At 55.6% G+C, this 16,068-nt stretch carries 11 protein-coding genes; 3 read left to right on the top strand and 8 right to left on the bottom strand.

Features of this window, described 5'->3' with window-relative positions:
* Positions 1-482 precede the first annotated feature (482 nt).
* The 6 genes from Q9R35_RS05045 to fmdA all read right to left on the bottom strand — a co-directional run bounded on the left by Q9R35_RS05045 (position 483) and on the right by fmdA (position 9,676).
* Positions 483-3,608: a tetrathionate reductase subunit A gene (locus Q9R35_RS05045; protein WP_311219445.1), complete on the bottom strand. Its 3,126-nt coding sequence runs from the start codon at positions 3,606-3,608 to the stop codon at positions 483-485.
* A gap of 36 nt (positions 3,609-3,644) precedes the next feature.
* On the bottom strand, positions 3,645-4,676 hold the full coding sequence (gene nrfD / locus Q9R35_RS05040; RefSeq protein ID WP_063690165.1) for an NrfD/PsrC family molybdoenzyme membrane anchor subunit: 1,032 nt from the start codon (positions 4,674-4,676) through the stop codon (positions 3,645-3,647).
* A gap of 9 nt (positions 4,677-4,685) precedes the next feature.
* Positions 4,686-5,444, bottom strand: coding sequence for a sulfate reduction electron transfer complex DsrMKJOP subunit DsrO (dsrO, locus tag Q9R35_RS05035; RefSeq protein WP_125304490.1), 759 nt, complete (start codon positions 5,442-5,444; stop codon positions 4,686-4,688).
* A gap of 208 nt (positions 5,445-5,652) precedes the next feature.
* The gene (locus Q9R35_RS05030) at positions 5,653-7,890 is read right to left on the bottom strand and encodes a TonB-dependent siderophore receptor (RefSeq protein ID WP_096917382.1); all 2,238 of its coding nucleotides are present in this window, start codon (positions 7,888-7,890) and stop codon (positions 5,653-5,655) included.
* A 241-nt stretch (positions 7,891-8,131) separates the two neighbouring features.
* A complete protein-coding gene (locus Q9R35_RS05025; protein WP_311219444.1) occupies positions 8,132-8,419 on the bottom strand; it encodes an FmdB family zinc ribbon protein in 288 nt (95 codons plus the stop codon).
* Positions 8,420-8,476: 57 nt separating this feature from the next.
* A complete protein-coding gene (fmdA, locus tag Q9R35_RS05020; protein WP_042480518.1) occupies positions 8,477-9,676 on the bottom strand; it encodes a formamidase in 1,200 nt (399 codons plus the stop codon).
* 454 nt (positions 9,677-10,130) lie between these two features.
* Between fmdA and Q9R35_RS05015 the strand changes: the two genes are divergently transcribed.
* The 3 genes from Q9R35_RS05015 (at position 10,131) to Q9R35_RS05005 (ending at position 13,736) form a co-directional block, all read left to right on the top strand.
* Complete coding sequence (locus Q9R35_RS05015) at positions 10,131-11,507, top strand: 8-oxoguanine deaminase (protein ID WP_042480521.1); 1,377 nt, start codon at positions 10,131-10,133, stop codon at positions 11,505-11,507.
* A gap of 55 nt (positions 11,508-11,562) precedes the next feature.
* On the top strand, positions 11,563-13,095 hold the full coding sequence (locus tag Q9R35_RS05010; protein ID WP_311219443.1) for a nucleobase:cation symporter-2 family protein: 1,533 nt from the start codon (positions 11,563-11,565) through the stop codon (positions 13,093-13,095).
* 191 nt (positions 13,096-13,286) lie between these two features.
* Positions 13,287-13,736, top strand: a complete 450-nt coding sequence (locus Q9R35_RS05005) for an Hsp20/alpha crystallin family protein (protein WP_026482609.1) — start codon at positions 13,287-13,289, stop codon at positions 13,734-13,736.
* Positions 13,737-13,811: 75 nt separating this feature from the next.
* On the opposite strand, the gene Q9R35_RS05000 is transcribed toward Q9R35_RS05005, so the two are convergent.
* The gene (locus Q9R35_RS05000) at positions 13,812-15,128 is read right to left on the bottom strand and encodes a M20 family metallopeptidase (protein WP_026482608.1); all 1,317 of its coding nucleotides are present in this window, start codon (positions 15,126-15,128) and stop codon (positions 13,812-13,814) included.
* A 132-nt stretch (positions 15,129-15,260) separates the two neighbouring features.
* Complete coding sequence (locus Q9R35_RS04995) at positions 15,261-16,034, bottom strand: helix-turn-helix domain-containing protein (protein WP_063690173.1); 774 nt, start codon at positions 16,032-16,034, stop codon at positions 15,261-15,263.
* Positions 16,035-16,068 lie beyond the last annotated feature (34 nt).

The raw sequence follows: 16,068 nt of genomic DNA, 5'->3' as shown, positions 1-16,068 counted from the left end.
GGGATGTAGGGATGTAGGGATGTAGGGATGTAGGGATGTAGGGATGTAGGGATGTAGGGATGGATGTAGAGTGGGGAAATCCGGAACAGATATCCGCGAAGATCATGCGATTTTAACGCGTTTCCTATACCCATGCACCAGTTCACACATCAAGCAGATCAACCTGGAAATCATAAAATGCAATTAACGGAAAAGAGTTTTCTTTATTGAAGAGATAGTCTTCAGCAAAAAGAGGGCGGCTTTCCTTGCCCTTTGCTTGCTTGTTGATACGGCATCAGAAGGAAGTGCACTGATAGGGAGTATTTCTTGTTCCCATACGCTTGCTCCACACATTCACATCAAAATCTCTCTGTAAGAACAGCTTAGAGCTTTGAACAAACAAATCTCTATACGCTCATAAGCAAGCCAAAAAAAAACGCCGATCATCCAAAGGACAATCGGCGTTTTTATCTTTCAAAAACCTCTTGAAAGAGGGGGCGCTTTTAGGCCGACAACTTCTCTACCTTGGCTGGAAGGCCTTGGCGCACGGCCGCGCCAGAAACCCAGTCAATCCAGACGTTGTCCTGGCCATCACCACGGGTTGGGTCGGCAAAACCCAACTCGTTCAAATTCACGCCAGCAGCCAGATCGTTCAGGTGAGGCATAGCTTGGCCATCAATCTGGTGTGAGCGCGCACCCAGCTCGGTATGACCAAAACCGTGCTCGATGGCAATGGCCCCGCGCATGATACCGCCACGCACCAAAGCCACACCTTCAACCGCACCACCTGGTGTGCTGACGCGAATGCGATCACCGTTACGGATGCCCATATTCTTTGCATCCTCCAGATTCAATGAAATCGGGTTGTGCGGGTGCACCTGACGCAGACGGGACATACCGATAGACATGGAACTCATCAAATTGGATTTGTAGGAGCTCATCAGCAATGGCCACTCTTGTTCCGAGAAATGCTCACGCATTGGGCTGCCGTCGGCCAGACGGGTAGGGTACCAGGTTGGGCAGCCACTCAGACGCTCACCCGTCATGGTGTGACGCATCTTGGCCAATTCCTCGTTCCAGATCTGCAAAGCGTTGTCATAACGGTTCTTCAGCTGATTACCTTTCCAGGCGTTCTCAATGCGGTCGAACCGGCCGCCACGAGTCAGCAACATCGCCACTTTGCGCTGCTCTTCAGGATGCAGGCGCGCTTGCAGATCCGGGAAGAGGCGATCCACACCTGTCATGCGCATATCGTCGTCGGATGCGTCGCCAACCGGGCGGCCAGCACCAAAAGCGATATTGGCCATGCCACGCAGATAAAAATCCTCGGCGCGCAGCAAATCATGGGCATTGCCTGCCTTGTCTTTCAGAACGCCTTTACCAAAACCTGGCAATTCCAGACGCAAGGCTACTGCAAACAGGAAACTTTCCAGATTAATGGGCTGACCATCAGCCGTGCGATCCACACGCGGCTGTACCACAGGCCAACGCAGGGTCGAGGACTTGGCGATTACATCGGCCCAAGGCGCTGAAACACCCCAGCTTTCGTAAGTTACCGTGTCTGGCACGATGTAGTCTGCGTAGGCGTTGGTTTCGTTGATGAACGGGTTGATCGAAATCGACAAAGGCAGCACAGCAGGGTCTTTCAGTTTGTGCAGCAAGGCATTTTTAAAGCCTGCAATTGCGTAGACCGGGTTGCTCATGTGGTTGATCCACACTTTGCTGGTGTAAGGGTAGCCGTTCAGGCCCGATGCAATCATTTCGCTGCTCAAAGCACCCACGGCGGGGTACCAGGGAGCAGGAGCCGGATACAGGGCTTCACCATTCGCCTGACGACGCTTGAATTCGCTGGATTTTTCGTAAGCGAAGCGATGACGCGACAAGGACACGCCTTTGGCCGTCACTTTTCCGGGGAATTGAGCGAAGTTGTAGCGTGGGCCGGGGCCAAATGGACCAAATGGGCCGGCGTCCAGCACCAAACCACCTTTCAGATTCAGGTTGCCCACCAGCGTATTCAACATGGCAATGGCGTAAGCCGTGTAGAAGCCGGAACCGTTCATGGTGCCGCCGTGCGCATCGGCTACAGCTTGGCGGCCGTAGCTGGTGAACTCACGGGCCAGCTCGATCAGGGTTTCTTCGTCCATGCCGCAGCCCTTGGCGTAGTCGGCAATGGATTTTTCCTGACTGCGCTCGCGCAGCATGTTCAACGCAGTACAAACGCGCACATCCTTGCCTTCCAGCTCAACGCTACGGTCAACAAATAGCGTGGCGCGATCCAGATCGGTGTGGGCGCGCAGTTCACCTTGTTCGTCCTGGACGATAAAGGGCGATTCAGTGCCTTCGGCCACTTCCCAACCCAGGTCTATACCGCGCAAATAGCGGCCAAAGCCTGGGTGTTCAGGGTCAGCGATCAGCAAATGGCTGGCGTTAGTCCAGGAAGCGGTGTTTTCGTCCTGCTCGGCAGGTGCGTGGGGCAGGGACAGGTGCTCTGCATCAAATCGCTCTTGTTCCAGAATCCAGCGCAACATGCCCATGACCAACGACAGGTCAGTGCCGGGCAGAACAGGCTGCCAACGGTTGCCACTGCCCGAAGCCAGGCTGGACGAGGTGGGCAGAATCGGGGAAACCACCACGTATTTAAAGGTGTTTTCAGGACGCGAGCGGGCTTCTGCCAATTCACGGCCTTGGCGCTGGAAAGGGTTACCGGATTGAGCCGGCGCAGCACCAATAAACAGACCAAATCGGGCGTTTTTCCAGTCAGGCTTGCCGTGTGGCATGCCTTTGATATCGCCCATGGCCGCACCCGTGCCGACACGGAAGCTTTGGCCACAGTAAGAACCGTGGTTGCTGACGTTGATCGTGCCAAAAGCTTGCTCGGCAAAGCGTTTGACCAGCGGTGTACGGCCTTCGTTAGCGGCATCCGTGAACAGCAACTGGTTGGCCAGCGGACCAAACTCGGGGTTTTGCGGATCAATCAGGGTTTCGTGATCCCAAATAGCACGCAAACCGTCGACATGACCTTCCTTGAACAGGTCGCCGCCTTCGCAGACTTCTTCAATCAGCTGTTCAAAGCTGATGCGTTCCCATTGACCCGAACCACGGGGGCCAACACGCTTTAAAGGCGACAGAACACGGTAAGGACTGCTGTGCTGTTCCAGCATGGAAGCACCACGGGCACAGGCGCTGGCACGACCTTCCAAGCCGTTTTCACCGCCCAGCATGGCGTAAACCTCGCGTACGGGCTGCTCCATAGGAGCAGACTGCGTGGTTGCCAGAGGATGGTAAGGGTTGCCGGCAATACGCAGAATCTTGTTGTTCTCCGTATCAATGCGCACACGCACGCCACACTGTGTCCAGCAGCCCAGGCAGCTGGAAGGGCTCACGATCTGACCAGGCTGTGTATCCAGCAAACCCGTAATCGGGTCAATGCGGAATTCGGCTTGCAAGGAGTTGCCACGGGTGGCGTGTGCGGTCGGCACACCGGCGGTACCTTGGCCCAGACCTTGCACCGCCTTGACCACGGTGTCGCTATAACCTGCCGCAAAAACAGCCAGGCCACCCACAGCAGCGCCGCCGCGGGTCAATACCTGTCGACGCGACAGGTTAGGGGTTTCTTTTTTCTTGCTCATGACGATAAGTACCTGAAAGCTAGTGAGTCTGTGGGCCTAGGCCGTCAAAGACGAACGGCGGGCCGGGAACAGAGAGAGCAGGGTGGTGCTGGCGGCGAGCAAGGCAATACATAAGCCCAGCACACCCAGCATCCCCAGCAGACCATCGCTGCCTAAGGGCATGGTGTAGAGGTACAAACCGGCGCCGTATTTGGGCACACCCTGTACCGCCATGAAAATAATCCAGCGAAACACCCAGGCCGAGCCGAGCATGAAAGCCGCACAGAACAAGCTGTAAAGATTACCTTGCAGGGTGCTGATTGGACGGCTGAGCATATACAGCAACAGCAGGCCAAACGCTGAAGAGCCCAGAAAGCCCAAACGCCATACCGGGTAGCTCTGGAACAGTTCCCAGGCCGCGCCGAAGGAATGGCTATAACCCAACAGACCCGAACCAACCCAGAACAGGGCGACCACAATCAGGGTCAGGACGACACCCAGGGACCAGCGGCGTACGTATTCCAGCGGTAAATTAGCTACGCCACCTGGCAAGAGGCGAGCCACCAGCAGGATGGCACCCAAACTGGCCAGAGCAGCCGTCAAGGCGAAGTTGATAGGCAGGAATGCGGTATTCCACAAGGGACGTGAACGCAGCACCATCACTTCAAAACCGCTGTAAACCAGAATCGACAAGGCCGAAACCAGCAGAGCCAGGCTCAACCAGCGCCACAGTACACGTTTGTTCAACCACCAGGCCAGCACGTTGGCCATGGACAGGCCGACGAACAGGGGCAGCAGTACGGCACCCAGCGACATCCACGACCAGGGAGTGAAATGGGCGTAGAAATGCCAGAAGCGGCCGGGTTGGTGCAAGTCAGCCAGCAAGGACACAGGAGCGGCAATGCTGCTACACAGCAGCACAATCATCAGAGCGGGCTCCAGACGACGCAAAGCACTATCGCTGGACCAGGCGCAACGCCACACCCATACAGTGCTGGTGGCGGCCATACCGACCAGGAAAAAATATTGGACCGCCCAAGGTAACCAGGCAACTTCATAGGCGGGGGTCAGAATTTCGATAATAGACATAGCGGCCCCTTAGAACTGATTGGTCAGACGCACACTGGCCTGGCCATCCACACCATCGACGAACTCGTCCGGCAAACCGATGTAGAACACATGCGGGCTGGTATTCATGCCGGGTTTGAGTACGCGGATTTCCTCTTTGTGCTCTTTGAGCAACTGGGAAATCGTGCTGGTTTCATCGTTCATATCGCCAATGACGCGCGCGCCACCAACGCAGCTTTCCACACAGGCGGGCAACAGGCCCACTTCCAGGCGGTGCTCGCAAAAGGTGCATTTGTCGGCGGTTTGTGTTTCATGGTTAATGAAACGGGCATCGTAAGGACAGGCTTGCACACAGTAGGCACAGCCGACACAGCGCTCGTTGTCGACCAGCACCACACCATCTTCGCGCTGGAACGTCGCCTGTACAGGGCAGACCGGCACACAGGGCGGGTTGTCGCAGTGGTTACAGAGGCGTGGCAGGCTCAGCATGGCCGCCTGCTGCTGTTCATCGAGCACCTCGTATTGCAGAACCGTGGTACGGAACTGCCCGATAGGTGGTGCATTTTCGATAGAACAGCTGACCGTACAGGCCTGGCAACCGATACATTTTCTTAGATCAACCACCATGCCGTAGCGGGCCCCATCTTTCCCACCGCTACGTCGTGGAGGTTGGCTGTTCATTGCGGCCTGAACAGGCTGAATAGGAATAATCGTGGCTCCGGCACTCAGGCCCAGCAACTCCTTAAGAAAACGTCGCTTGCCCTTTTTGGGCTCGGAGCTTGGAATCATGTGTTTTCCTTTTTATGCTTGGGTTGAACCCATTTACATTATTTGTAGTTATAAGCATATGAAGAATACAAAGTTCCAGTCTTGATGAAGGTCAAAAAGAACATTTAAAGGTTGAAATGTTGACGCACGGCTGTATTTGTCAGGCATAAAAAAACGCCCCTCCGTTCTGGGGAGGGGCGACAGGTATCTTGCCTGCAGACGAAGACGCTTAGAACGTCCCGCTCAATCCCAGGAAGAAAGTGCGACCTGGTTGGTTGAACGTATGAGCGCCGGCACCGTAGATGTAGTTGGGTGTACCCAGGTTCACCCCGATGGCGTTGCCGCGGCGGAACAGACGCTTGTCAAAGAGGTTATCAACCCCTGCATTGATCCGGAAATGCTTGTTGATCTTGTACTGCGTGCTCAAACCAAACAAGGCGTAAGGGGAGACCTTGTCGGTTGCAGAACCCGTCAAAGGCTGACCGTAGTAATCGTATTTCGGTGGCTTTTGCTCGCCGTAGAAGGTTGCCTTGGCGCGCAGCGACCAGTCAGCATTCACGTTCCAGTCCAAAGTTGTGTTGATGGTGTACTTGGGAATGGTCGATAGCGCTTCACCTGTGGTCTTGTTTTTGGACTCGATCATGTAGGTAAAGTTGGTGGACCACATCCAGTTTTCAGCCAGAGGCAGGGTCAAGTTACCTTCCAGACCAGAAACCACGGCTTTGGGAATATTTTCCCATTGCAGGATCAATTGCTGATTGTTCAAGGCCGTAAAGCTATCCACGGCAAAACGACCAGCTTCTACTTTGTTGCGGTAATCGTTGTGGAAGTAGGTCAAGCTGGCACCCAGGCCATTATCACCCACGTACTCGACACCCAGCTCTTTGTTGATGCTGGTTTCAGCCTTCAAGTCCGAATTACCTTGCAGGAAACAACCCGTACTGCTGCCCGTGGTATTGCCCCAGCAGCCGTTACCCAGGCTGTACAAGGTGTAGCCATCATTGCTTTGATACAGGTTGGGAGCCTTGTAAGCGCGGGCAATACCGGCTTTCAGCAACCAGTTATCCGTCACGGCATGCGTCAGGTTCAGCGAAGGGCTCCAATTGCTGCCGTGTTTGTCGTGATAGTCAAACCGCAGACCGGGGGTAACGGTCGTCTTGTCCGTCGCATAAATATTGTTTTCTGCAAAAACAGAGTAGATATTCGCCCGTGACTTGGGTTTGTATTTATTGGGGACGCCTGGAATACGAGTCGGGTTGCGCTGTGCCAAATCTGACGACTGGTCATTCAACTCCTGTCCTACCCATTCCATGCCGATCGTGGCGTACTGCTCAACGCTGCCGGTCTTGAATTGATGGCTGGCTTCGGCGTGGGCCGTAAGAGTCGTCAAGTCTGCGGTGCCAAAACCACCGTCGTTTACACGAGTTGGATCGTTAAAGGCGCCTTCAGTACCACCGGCCAGACCTTCAAGCAGACGATAGTTGCGCGTCTTTTCGTACTGGAAGTAGGCCAGGGAATTTGTCTTGTCGTTCCAGTCGCCACGATGCGTCAGCGAGTAGCTTTGGCGATACATCTTGTTGGTTTCGTCGCCCAATTGACGTTTCACCTCGTCATTGGTATTCGTGTTCTGGGTATCACCCGTGTAGATATTGCCCTGACGGCTATAAGAAGCCTCCAGATCCACGGTTTGGCGAGTATCCAGACGCCAGGACAGCAAACCATTGATGTCCTTGTTACGCACACCCTCACGGCCGGCCGGCAAGCTGTTCGCATTGGCACCTCCGCGCTCGGTCTGATGTCCTTTATTGATCTCCGGATCGTCTGAATCTGTCTTGTTCAGGTTTCCGTACAAACGGAAGGACAGGGATTCGCTGATCGGGCCGCTCAAACCAAAGCTCATGCGACGCGTAGCGCCTTCATCGCTATGCTCGGGCAGGTTGCCGTACAGGGAGTAAGTGCCCTGGAAGGTGTCTGTTGTCGGTTTGGTGATGATGTTGACCACACCACCCGCAGCGCCGTTTCCGTAACGGGCCGCTGCCGGGCCGCGCAACACTTCCACTCGTTCGATCTGTTCGGCAGGCACCCAGTTAGTGTCACCACGCGAATCGCGCTCGCCACGCCAGCCAAACCGCACGGCAGAGCGAGAGCTGACGGGTTTGCCGTCAATCAGGATCATGGTGTTTTCCGGGCCCATGCCACGAATATCGATCTGGCGATTGTTGCCGCGCTGGCCGCTGGCCGAGTTGCCGGTCAAGTTGACACCCGGCATGGTACGTAACACTTCGGAGATATCGTTGGCGGGAGGGGATTTCTGGATGTCCTCAGCAGTGATGATGGACGAACCCAAGGTTTGCTTGAGCTCCTGCTCGGCCTTGACCACAATGCGGTCCAGCTCCTCGACCTCTTGCGCTTGCGTCTGATAGGGAAATGCCAACAATAAAGCTACGGCCAGACTGCTTAAAGGCATAAAAGATACGCCGCTAGGCATGTGGCGCTTAGCGGCGAAAGACGAGGACACCGACATAATGAACACCCAGTGATAATGAGATTGATTCCCGATTATAAGCAGGGCTGGCCATGTTACAAGGCGTTAATCTCGTAAAACCAACACATTTAACGGCACAAATTCACGCTTGGCCAGGTCCGCCGCACTCAAAGCAGCGGCCTGTCAAGGCTGACAGCTTGCGTAGCAAGAGAGCAGCTTGTATTTAGGCGCAAACGCTGCAGCCAGGGCCCATACAAGTATGAATCACGGAATTCCGGGTGCTGGAACGGGTGCCAGGCCCGGTCACATTATTGCCTGCCAGGGCTTGCTGAGGCGTCAGGCCACGTGTGGGGCTGGCTTTGCTGAACAGACGGCGCGGTGCGCTTATTTGCAGCAAGAGGCTGCCTTTTTCACAAGCAGGGCAGGTCTGGGGGGCATTGCGGGTGGCAATGCTGCGCAGATGGCTGCTGCGTTGCAGGCAATGATTACAAAGGTAGTCGTACAAAGGCATGGCGAATCCGAGTAAAGCGAGCCCTGGCCTCTAAAAGAAGCCAGGGCCGGAGACCGATCAGGTCAGGTTACAGCGTGTACCAGGGCGGCCGAAACGGGCCGCATCATTCAAGGCACCTTTAGGCAGAATATCGGTATCAAAAATACCGGTAGGCAATGCCAGAGAAGCAGAGCTGTTGGGCAGATCCACCACGCCACCGTAACGGCCTTCAACTGGAGCCGCTGTCAGCAGCATGTACGCCTGTGCGCGCGACAGGTCAGTCGTGCGGCTGATGTAATCGATCGCAGCCAGACAGGCTTGACGGTAAGCAACCGTGGAATCCAGGTAGTAGTTGACGCCTTCTTCCACACTGATGCCGGTGAAGTGCATCCACTGATCGTACTTGGGATCGTGACGGCCTGGAACATAGATAGGCGCGGTCAGATTGTATTTGGCCATACCGCCTTTGATGAGATCAAAGCCAAGGTGGGCCGCGCCGTCCATTTCAATGGCGCCACAGAAGGAGATTTCGCCATCGCCCTGGGAGAAGTGCAAGTCACCCATGGACAGGCCAGCTCCCTTCACATAGACGGGGAAGTAAATCCGCGAGCCAATGGTCAGGTTCTTGATGTCCAGGTTGCCGCCGTGCTCACGTGGCGGCACGGTACGGGCAGCTTCTGCCGCCATGCGGTCAAATTCCGCGCCTTTCACACCGCGTAATACGGCTGTTTTGGCATCGGGCGGGTTGGCGTGGCCCTTGGGCACCAGCAGGGCTTCACGGCGATTCCACTCGCGCAGCAGGTCGTGCGAGGGCAGGGTGCCAATCAGGCCGGGGTGCATCATGGCCGCAATGCGTACGCCAGGGATGTGACGCGAAGTGGCGTAAACACCATGCAGGTCCCAGATGGCCTTGTCGGCTTCGGGGAAATGCTCGGCCAAAAAGCCACCGCCATTTTCCTTGGCAAAAATACCCGAGAAACCTACAGGAGTAATGGCGCGAATATCCAGCAGATCCACCACCAGAATGTCGCCTGGCTCAGCGCCCTCTACATGGATAGGGCCGGTCAGAGGGTGAGCGCGGGTCAGATCAACATCGCGTACGTCGTTGGCGCTGTCCGTGTTTTTGATCTGGGCGTCCAGAAAGTCCATGCATTCCAGAATCATTTCTTCGCCAGGTTTCACGCTGGTCAGGTCTGGAATGTCCGGGTGCCATCGGTTGTGCCCGATTTCAGCTTGCTCGGCCAGGGGTGCGCCGGGTTTGATTTTTATATGCTGCATGTGTTCTCCGAATAATGTGTGCGAGGTCCGCACAACAGCGCTTTTAGTGCGCTTGGCGACATCATTAACATGACTGAACAGGCACGGTCAAAATGTGTGGATATGCGGGTTTATATGTTTTTTTATGCCAATAAATAAATTCTTAAGCGAGTCAATGATTTAGGCTTTAAGTGATTAAAGGACAATAATCCCCGGTTTTTGTCCAGAGGATAAATCCTGATTTTGAGCAAGTTTTTTATGTCGCGACATGCCGTAAAAAAAACGGCAGCTCTCTATATAAGAATCCTTATAGAAGACATAAGAGTTCCTGAATGGCCCAGCAAGACTCAAGGCTTGGAGCGGAAAAGGGCATGGCTATGGTTCGGCCCCAAATAACCCTTATCACAACGGGTATATAAGTCGGCAAGTCGAACTGACAACAATAAAAAGCAAATAAAACGCAGGAGACTCAATAATGACTAGCCGTTCCCCGATCCTGTGGATTCGCGATCCACTGGCCTGTTCAGATGCGCAAGCTGCCGGTGGCGTCCTGGTGCAAGACAGTCGCATCATCGAAAAAGTAGCCGCCGGTCAGCAGCCCAAGCAGGCTTACGACCAAAACTGGGATGCTTCCCGGCACGTTTTGCTGCCTGGTTTGGTGAATACGCATCATCACTTTTACCAAACCCTGACACGGGCCTATACCCCCGCCCTGAACAAACCCTTGTTCCCCTGGCTAACCACGCTGTATGACGTCTGGGCCGGTCTGGACGACGAGCAAATGCAGGTAGCCAGCGAGCTGGCCATGGTGGAACTGCTGCAATCGGGCTGTACGACGGTGGCCGATCACCACTATGTGTTTTCGGGCGCCTTGCAACATGCCATTGATTGCCAGGCAGAAACGGCTCAACGTTTGGGCGTACGTGCCGCATTGACGCGTGGTTCCATGAGCGTAGGCCGTGACCAGGGTGGCTTGCCCCCGCAAAACGTCGTACAGGACGAACAAACCATTCTGGACGACAGCCTGCGCCTGATTCGCCAATATCACCAGCGCGAGGATGGGGCGATGATTACGCTGGCCCTGGCCCCGTGTTCGCCTTTCTCCGTCAGCCGCGAGCTGATGAGCGAAAGCGCCAAGCTGGCTGAACGCGAAGACGTACGCCTGCACACGCACCTGGCTGAAACCGACGATGAAACCGCCTACTGCGAACGCCTCTTTGGCATGCGTCCACTTGACTATCTGGATCAGCAGGGCTGGTTAAGCAATCGCACCTGGCTGGCGCACGGCATTCACTTCAACGACGAAGAAATCCAGCGCCTGGGCCGCGCAGGCACGGGTATTGCCCATTGCCCCTCGTCCAATATGGTCCTGGGCAGCGGCCTATGCCGCACCATCGAGCTGGAAGCCGCCGGTGCCCCCGTCGGTCTGGCCGTAGACGGCTCGGCCTCCAATGACCACTCCAATCTGGCTCAAGAGATGCGACAGGCACTCTTGCTGGGCCGCCTGCGCTACGAGCCGGGCCAGGTCACCCATCAAGCCGTTATCCGTTGGGCGACTCAAGGCTCGGCCCGCTGTTTGGGGCGCGAGGATATTGGTGGCCTGAACGTCGGACAGCAGGCCGACCTGGCCTTGTTCACCCTGGATGAATTGCGCTTTTCCGGCGCAGAAAATCCCTTGGCCGCCTTGCTGCTTTGCGGCGCGGACCGAGCCGACCGCGTAATGGTCGCTGGTCAGTGGCGCGTGATTGACGGCCAACCCTGCGGCATTGATTTGCAAGACCTGATGCAACGCCATCAAGCCGCTGCGCGTCGTTTGCGCGACAAGGTACTCGATACCGTAGCGACAGCTTGAGTTCAGTAGTGACAGGGCCTCTAGAGCCCTGCCTATTTATTTTCGGAGACAAACAATGACAACACCGACAAGGGCGACGGGTGCAGCGACTGCTCAACGCCCCGAAGACGAGAATCTTGGCCTGGGCGCGAATCTGGCCTATGGCTTTCAACACGTATTGACCATGTACGGCGGCATTATTGCCGTGCCCCTGATTATTGGCGAGGCTGCTGGTCTGCCTGCCAGTGAAACAGGTTTGCTGATTACCGCCTGCTTGTTCATGGGTGGTCTGGCCACCTTGCTGCAAACATTGGGCGTGCCGTTTTTTGGTTGCCGCTTGCCGCTGGTTCAAGGGGTGTCGTTTTCTGGCGTCGCCACCATGATCGCCATTTTGGGTACGGGCGGCGGTTTGCCAGCCGTATTTGGCGCGGTCATTGTCGCTTCGCTAATCGGCCTGCTGATTACGCCGGTTTTTTCACGGGTGATTCGTTTCTTCCCGCCCTTGGTGACAGGCTGCGTGATCACAACCATCGGCCTGACCTTGATGCCGGTGGCCGCATTCTGGGCCATGGGTGGCAACCCTTCGGCACCGGATTTTGGCAGCGTAGGCAATATCTCCCTGGCCGCCATGACTTTGGTGATCGTGCTCCTGTTAAGCAAGCTGGGCAGCGCCACCATCTCCCGCCTGTCCATCTTGCTGGCCATTATCATCGGTACTGTTATTGCGGTTGCCATGGGCCATGCAGATTTCTCCGCCGTCAGCGAAGGTGAGGTCTTTGCCTTGCCCAGCCTGTTCCACTTTGGCATGCCTACCTTCCAGACTGCCGCGATCATCTCCATGTTCATTGTGATCATCGTTACGCTGGTGGAAACCTCGGCTGATATTCTGGCCGTGGGTGACATTATCGACACCAAAGTCGATGCTCGTCGTCTGGGCGATGGGCTGCGCGCCGATATGCTCTCCAGCCTGATTGCCCCTGTATTTGGCTCCTTCACACAAAGCGCCTTTGCCCAGAACGTCGGTCTGGTGGCGGTAACCGGCGTGAAAAGCCGCTACGTCGTGGCCTTTGGTGGCTTGATTCTGATCGCGCTGGGCCTGCTGCCCATCATGGGCCGGCTGGTTGCCGCTGTTCCCCCAGCCGTATTGGGTGGCGCGGGCATGGTTCTGTTTGGCACCGTCGCTGCCAGCGGCATCCGTACGCTGGCCAAGGTGAACTACGAAAACAATATGAATCTGATCATCGTGGCCACGGCTATCGGTGCCGGCATGATTCCGATCGTGGCTCCCAAGTTCTACGAGCACTTCCCGGTCTGGTTTGCGACGATTTTCCACTCCGGCATCAGCTCGGCCGCCCTGGTGGCGATTGTGCTGAACCTGTTGTTCAACCACTTCACCTTGGGCAATCCTGATCAGCCTTCTGTCTTTGCTGCCGGTGGGGGCCGCTATCTGCGGGTCTCGGACGTGGTAAACCTGAACGAGGGTGACTACGTTGAAAACGGCAAGATCATGGACAAGGACGGCAAGGAAATCCCGATTATTGCGGATGAACACCCGGCACCCGAACAGCCTGCTGTGCTGCACACAAAGCCGGGTTTAAGTAGCACCTGAAGCCATAAAACGCTGCTAAAAGAACATAAGGTCGTACCTTTAGCCGCCTTGTCTCCCTAGAGAGCAAGGCGGTTTTTTTTAATCTAAGCACTTGAAATCTCAGGGACTAACCTCATCTCCTCTTACGTAGGCGACCGAGCCCACGCCTTCCATTGCAGCAGGGCTCAGCAAAGGAAAAATGGAGATCAAGCATGGCAAGCAATTTGACACGTTTTAATCCGTTTGGGGATCTGGCAGGTCTGGACACGTGGCGAGATATTGAAGACATCTTCCGTCGCGTCCCCGTTGTTGGCTCTCTGGCCGGAAATACACCGCCCAGCATCCGCCTGGATGTCAACGAGAACGAAGAGGCCTATCAAGTCAGCGCAGAAGTGCCTGGCATCAACAAAGAAGACGTCCACGTCAGCGTGGAGGGCAATATTGTTTCCATCCGCGTGGAAAGCCGTCGTACTCAGGAAGAGAAAGACGGGGATACGGTCTTGCGCAGCGAGCGCTATTACGGGGTGCAGACCCGTCGCTTCAGCCTGGCGCAGGATATTGACGAGTCCCGGGCCAGCGCCAAATGCGAGAACGGCGTACTGGAGCTGATTCTGCCCAAGAAAAAGAGTGGAACAGGGGCCAAGAAGCTGGAAATTCGCTAAACAAGCCTGTTGAATTGAAAACCGCGCCATAAATGGCGCGGTTTTTTTGTTCTCCATCTGAAACCATCAAGATGACTACGGTTTTTTGTGATCCATCATATAAGTCAAAGAGCTGGCCACCAAAGCACGAGTGCCGATGCGCAAAGCCTTTTCATCAATCATGAATTCAGGCGAATGGTTAGGTGCTCCCATCTTGTCGGAATAGGGCGAGGCGTTCAGACGCCAGAAAACCACGGGCACGTTCTTGCCAAACGCACCGAAGTCCTCGGAGCCCATGCCAGGGGCCACTTCCTTGGCACCAATCCCGTCAGTGGCCAGATCCAGAGCTGGAATCACGGTTTGGGTGGCTTTAGGATCGCTGACCAGAACTTCGTAGCCCGTGTCGATACGCACAGTGGCCTTCAAATCATGGTTCGCAGCAATGTTTTGCGCATAACGCTGAATCAGCTCATGTGCCGTTGCCTGGTTCTGCTTGGACAGGGAACGCACGGTGCCACTGATGTCAGCACTTTCAGGCAGTACATTGGGACGGTTACCGCTTTGCAGCGAGCCTACCGTCACCACAGTGGTGCCGTCCTGGGGATTGGTGCGCTGGGCAATGATGTTGTTCAAGGCCACAACGGTTTCAGCCGCAGCAACCACGGGCGAGGCGGCATTCCAGGGCGAGGAGCCATGGCCGCCTTTACCTGCCAAAGAGATGGAGAACACATCGCCACTGGCCATCAGGCTGCCTTGGCGGTAGCCGATACTGCCAGCAGGGTAGGAGGGTCCAATGTGCTGGCCCATCACCACATCCACTTTAGGCTGGTCCAGCACGCCTTCAGCCATCATGGCGTTGGCACCGCTCAAAGGTTTGCCAGGGCCTTGTTCTTCCGCAGGCTGGAACAGCAGCACAATCGTGCCGGGCAGTTCATCGCGCATGTCCGAAAATACCTTGGCCGCGCCTAACAACATGGCCACGTGAGTGTCATGACCGCAAGCGTGCGATACCGACACTTCCTTGCCTTGCCAGGTGCCTTTGGCAACGGACTTGAAGGGCAGGTCATTGCGTTCCTGTACAGGCAGGGCATCCATATCGGCACGCAGGGCCACAACCGGGCCCGGTTTTCCGCCTTTCAATACGGCCTTGACGCCAGTTTGCGCAATGCCGGTCTGAATCTGATAACCGGGCATCGTTTCCAAGGCCGCCTTGATATAAGCGGCTGTGTTGTGCTCTTGGTAAGACAACTCGGGATTCTGGTGAATGTGGCGGCGCCATTCAATAACCTGCTGCTCCAGCGCATCGGCCTTGCTCAACGCCGTATCCATCATGGGATTACTGGCTTGCGCCAAAGCCGTACCGGCCATTAAACATGTTGCTGCCAACAGGCTCAGGCGAAATGAATGCTTCATAGGGTCCCCTCTTTTTTTTAGTCGTAATAGCGACTGATCATAGCACTGCCATATACAGTAAACGGAGCAATTCTTTGACACTTATACTAGTTGAATCCCCTAGTGCAGCGCGATGCTTATCCTTATAAAGGGCTAATCAAAATAGCGTTTTTGCCGACCGTAATGGCCGGGAGTCAGCCCTGTCTGCTCCTTGAAAAAGGCAATAAAAGCGCTGTCGCTGGCAAAGCCCAAGTCCGCAGCCAGGCGGGTCACCTGGCCCCCGGTAGAAAGTTGCTCAATTGCCTTGAGCAAACGCCATTGCTGTCGCCACTGTTGGTAATTCAGGCCGGTATCCCGCTTGAATAATCGGCTGATTGTTTTCTCGCTCGCTCCCAAATAACTTGCCAATTCATTCAGGGCGGGGGGCAGCGTATCCAGCGGGATTTGCCGTAAGCGGCTATCTTGGGGCAAGGGCAGAAACAGGGCTTGATCGGGTGCGCGTTGCAGCTCGTCCAGCAAGACCAGCATGACATGTAAGCCCGGAGGCTGAGCCCAGTTTTCATCCAGATCCGCTTGAGCGATACGGTCCAGCGCGGCGGTCAGCAAATCGTTTGCCGCCAGCAGTTGGACTTGCGAAGGCAAATCGGGGTAATGAGTCGGGTCCAGATACACCGATCGGTAATCTACTTGTTCGCTCATTTGCGCCTGATGCGGCAGCAGGGCGGGGATCCAGATCAAGCGTCCCGGAGGCAACAAGCACAATTGCTGATCCAGGGTGACAGTAATGCAGCCGCTGTGCGTGTACAGGATCTGGCCCCAGGGATGCTGGTGCAGGCCGGAATCATGTTGTGCCAAACGGGCGGCAATACCCAGCACATGGCGGCCTGTCAGGTCGGGAAAGGGGTCACTGGCTTCTAACCAAGGCATGATTGTCCGATTTCATGGGTTTTTAATCAGAATA

Origin of the sequence: Alcaligenes sp. AB3, from assembly GCF_031844565.1 — a bacterium.
In the GTDB taxonomy this organism is placed as follows: domain Bacteria; phylum Pseudomonadota; class Gammaproteobacteria; order Burkholderiales; family Burkholderiaceae_B; genus Alcaligenes; species Alcaligenes faecalis.
This window is presented reverse-complemented; position numbering and strand designations above follow the sequence as displayed.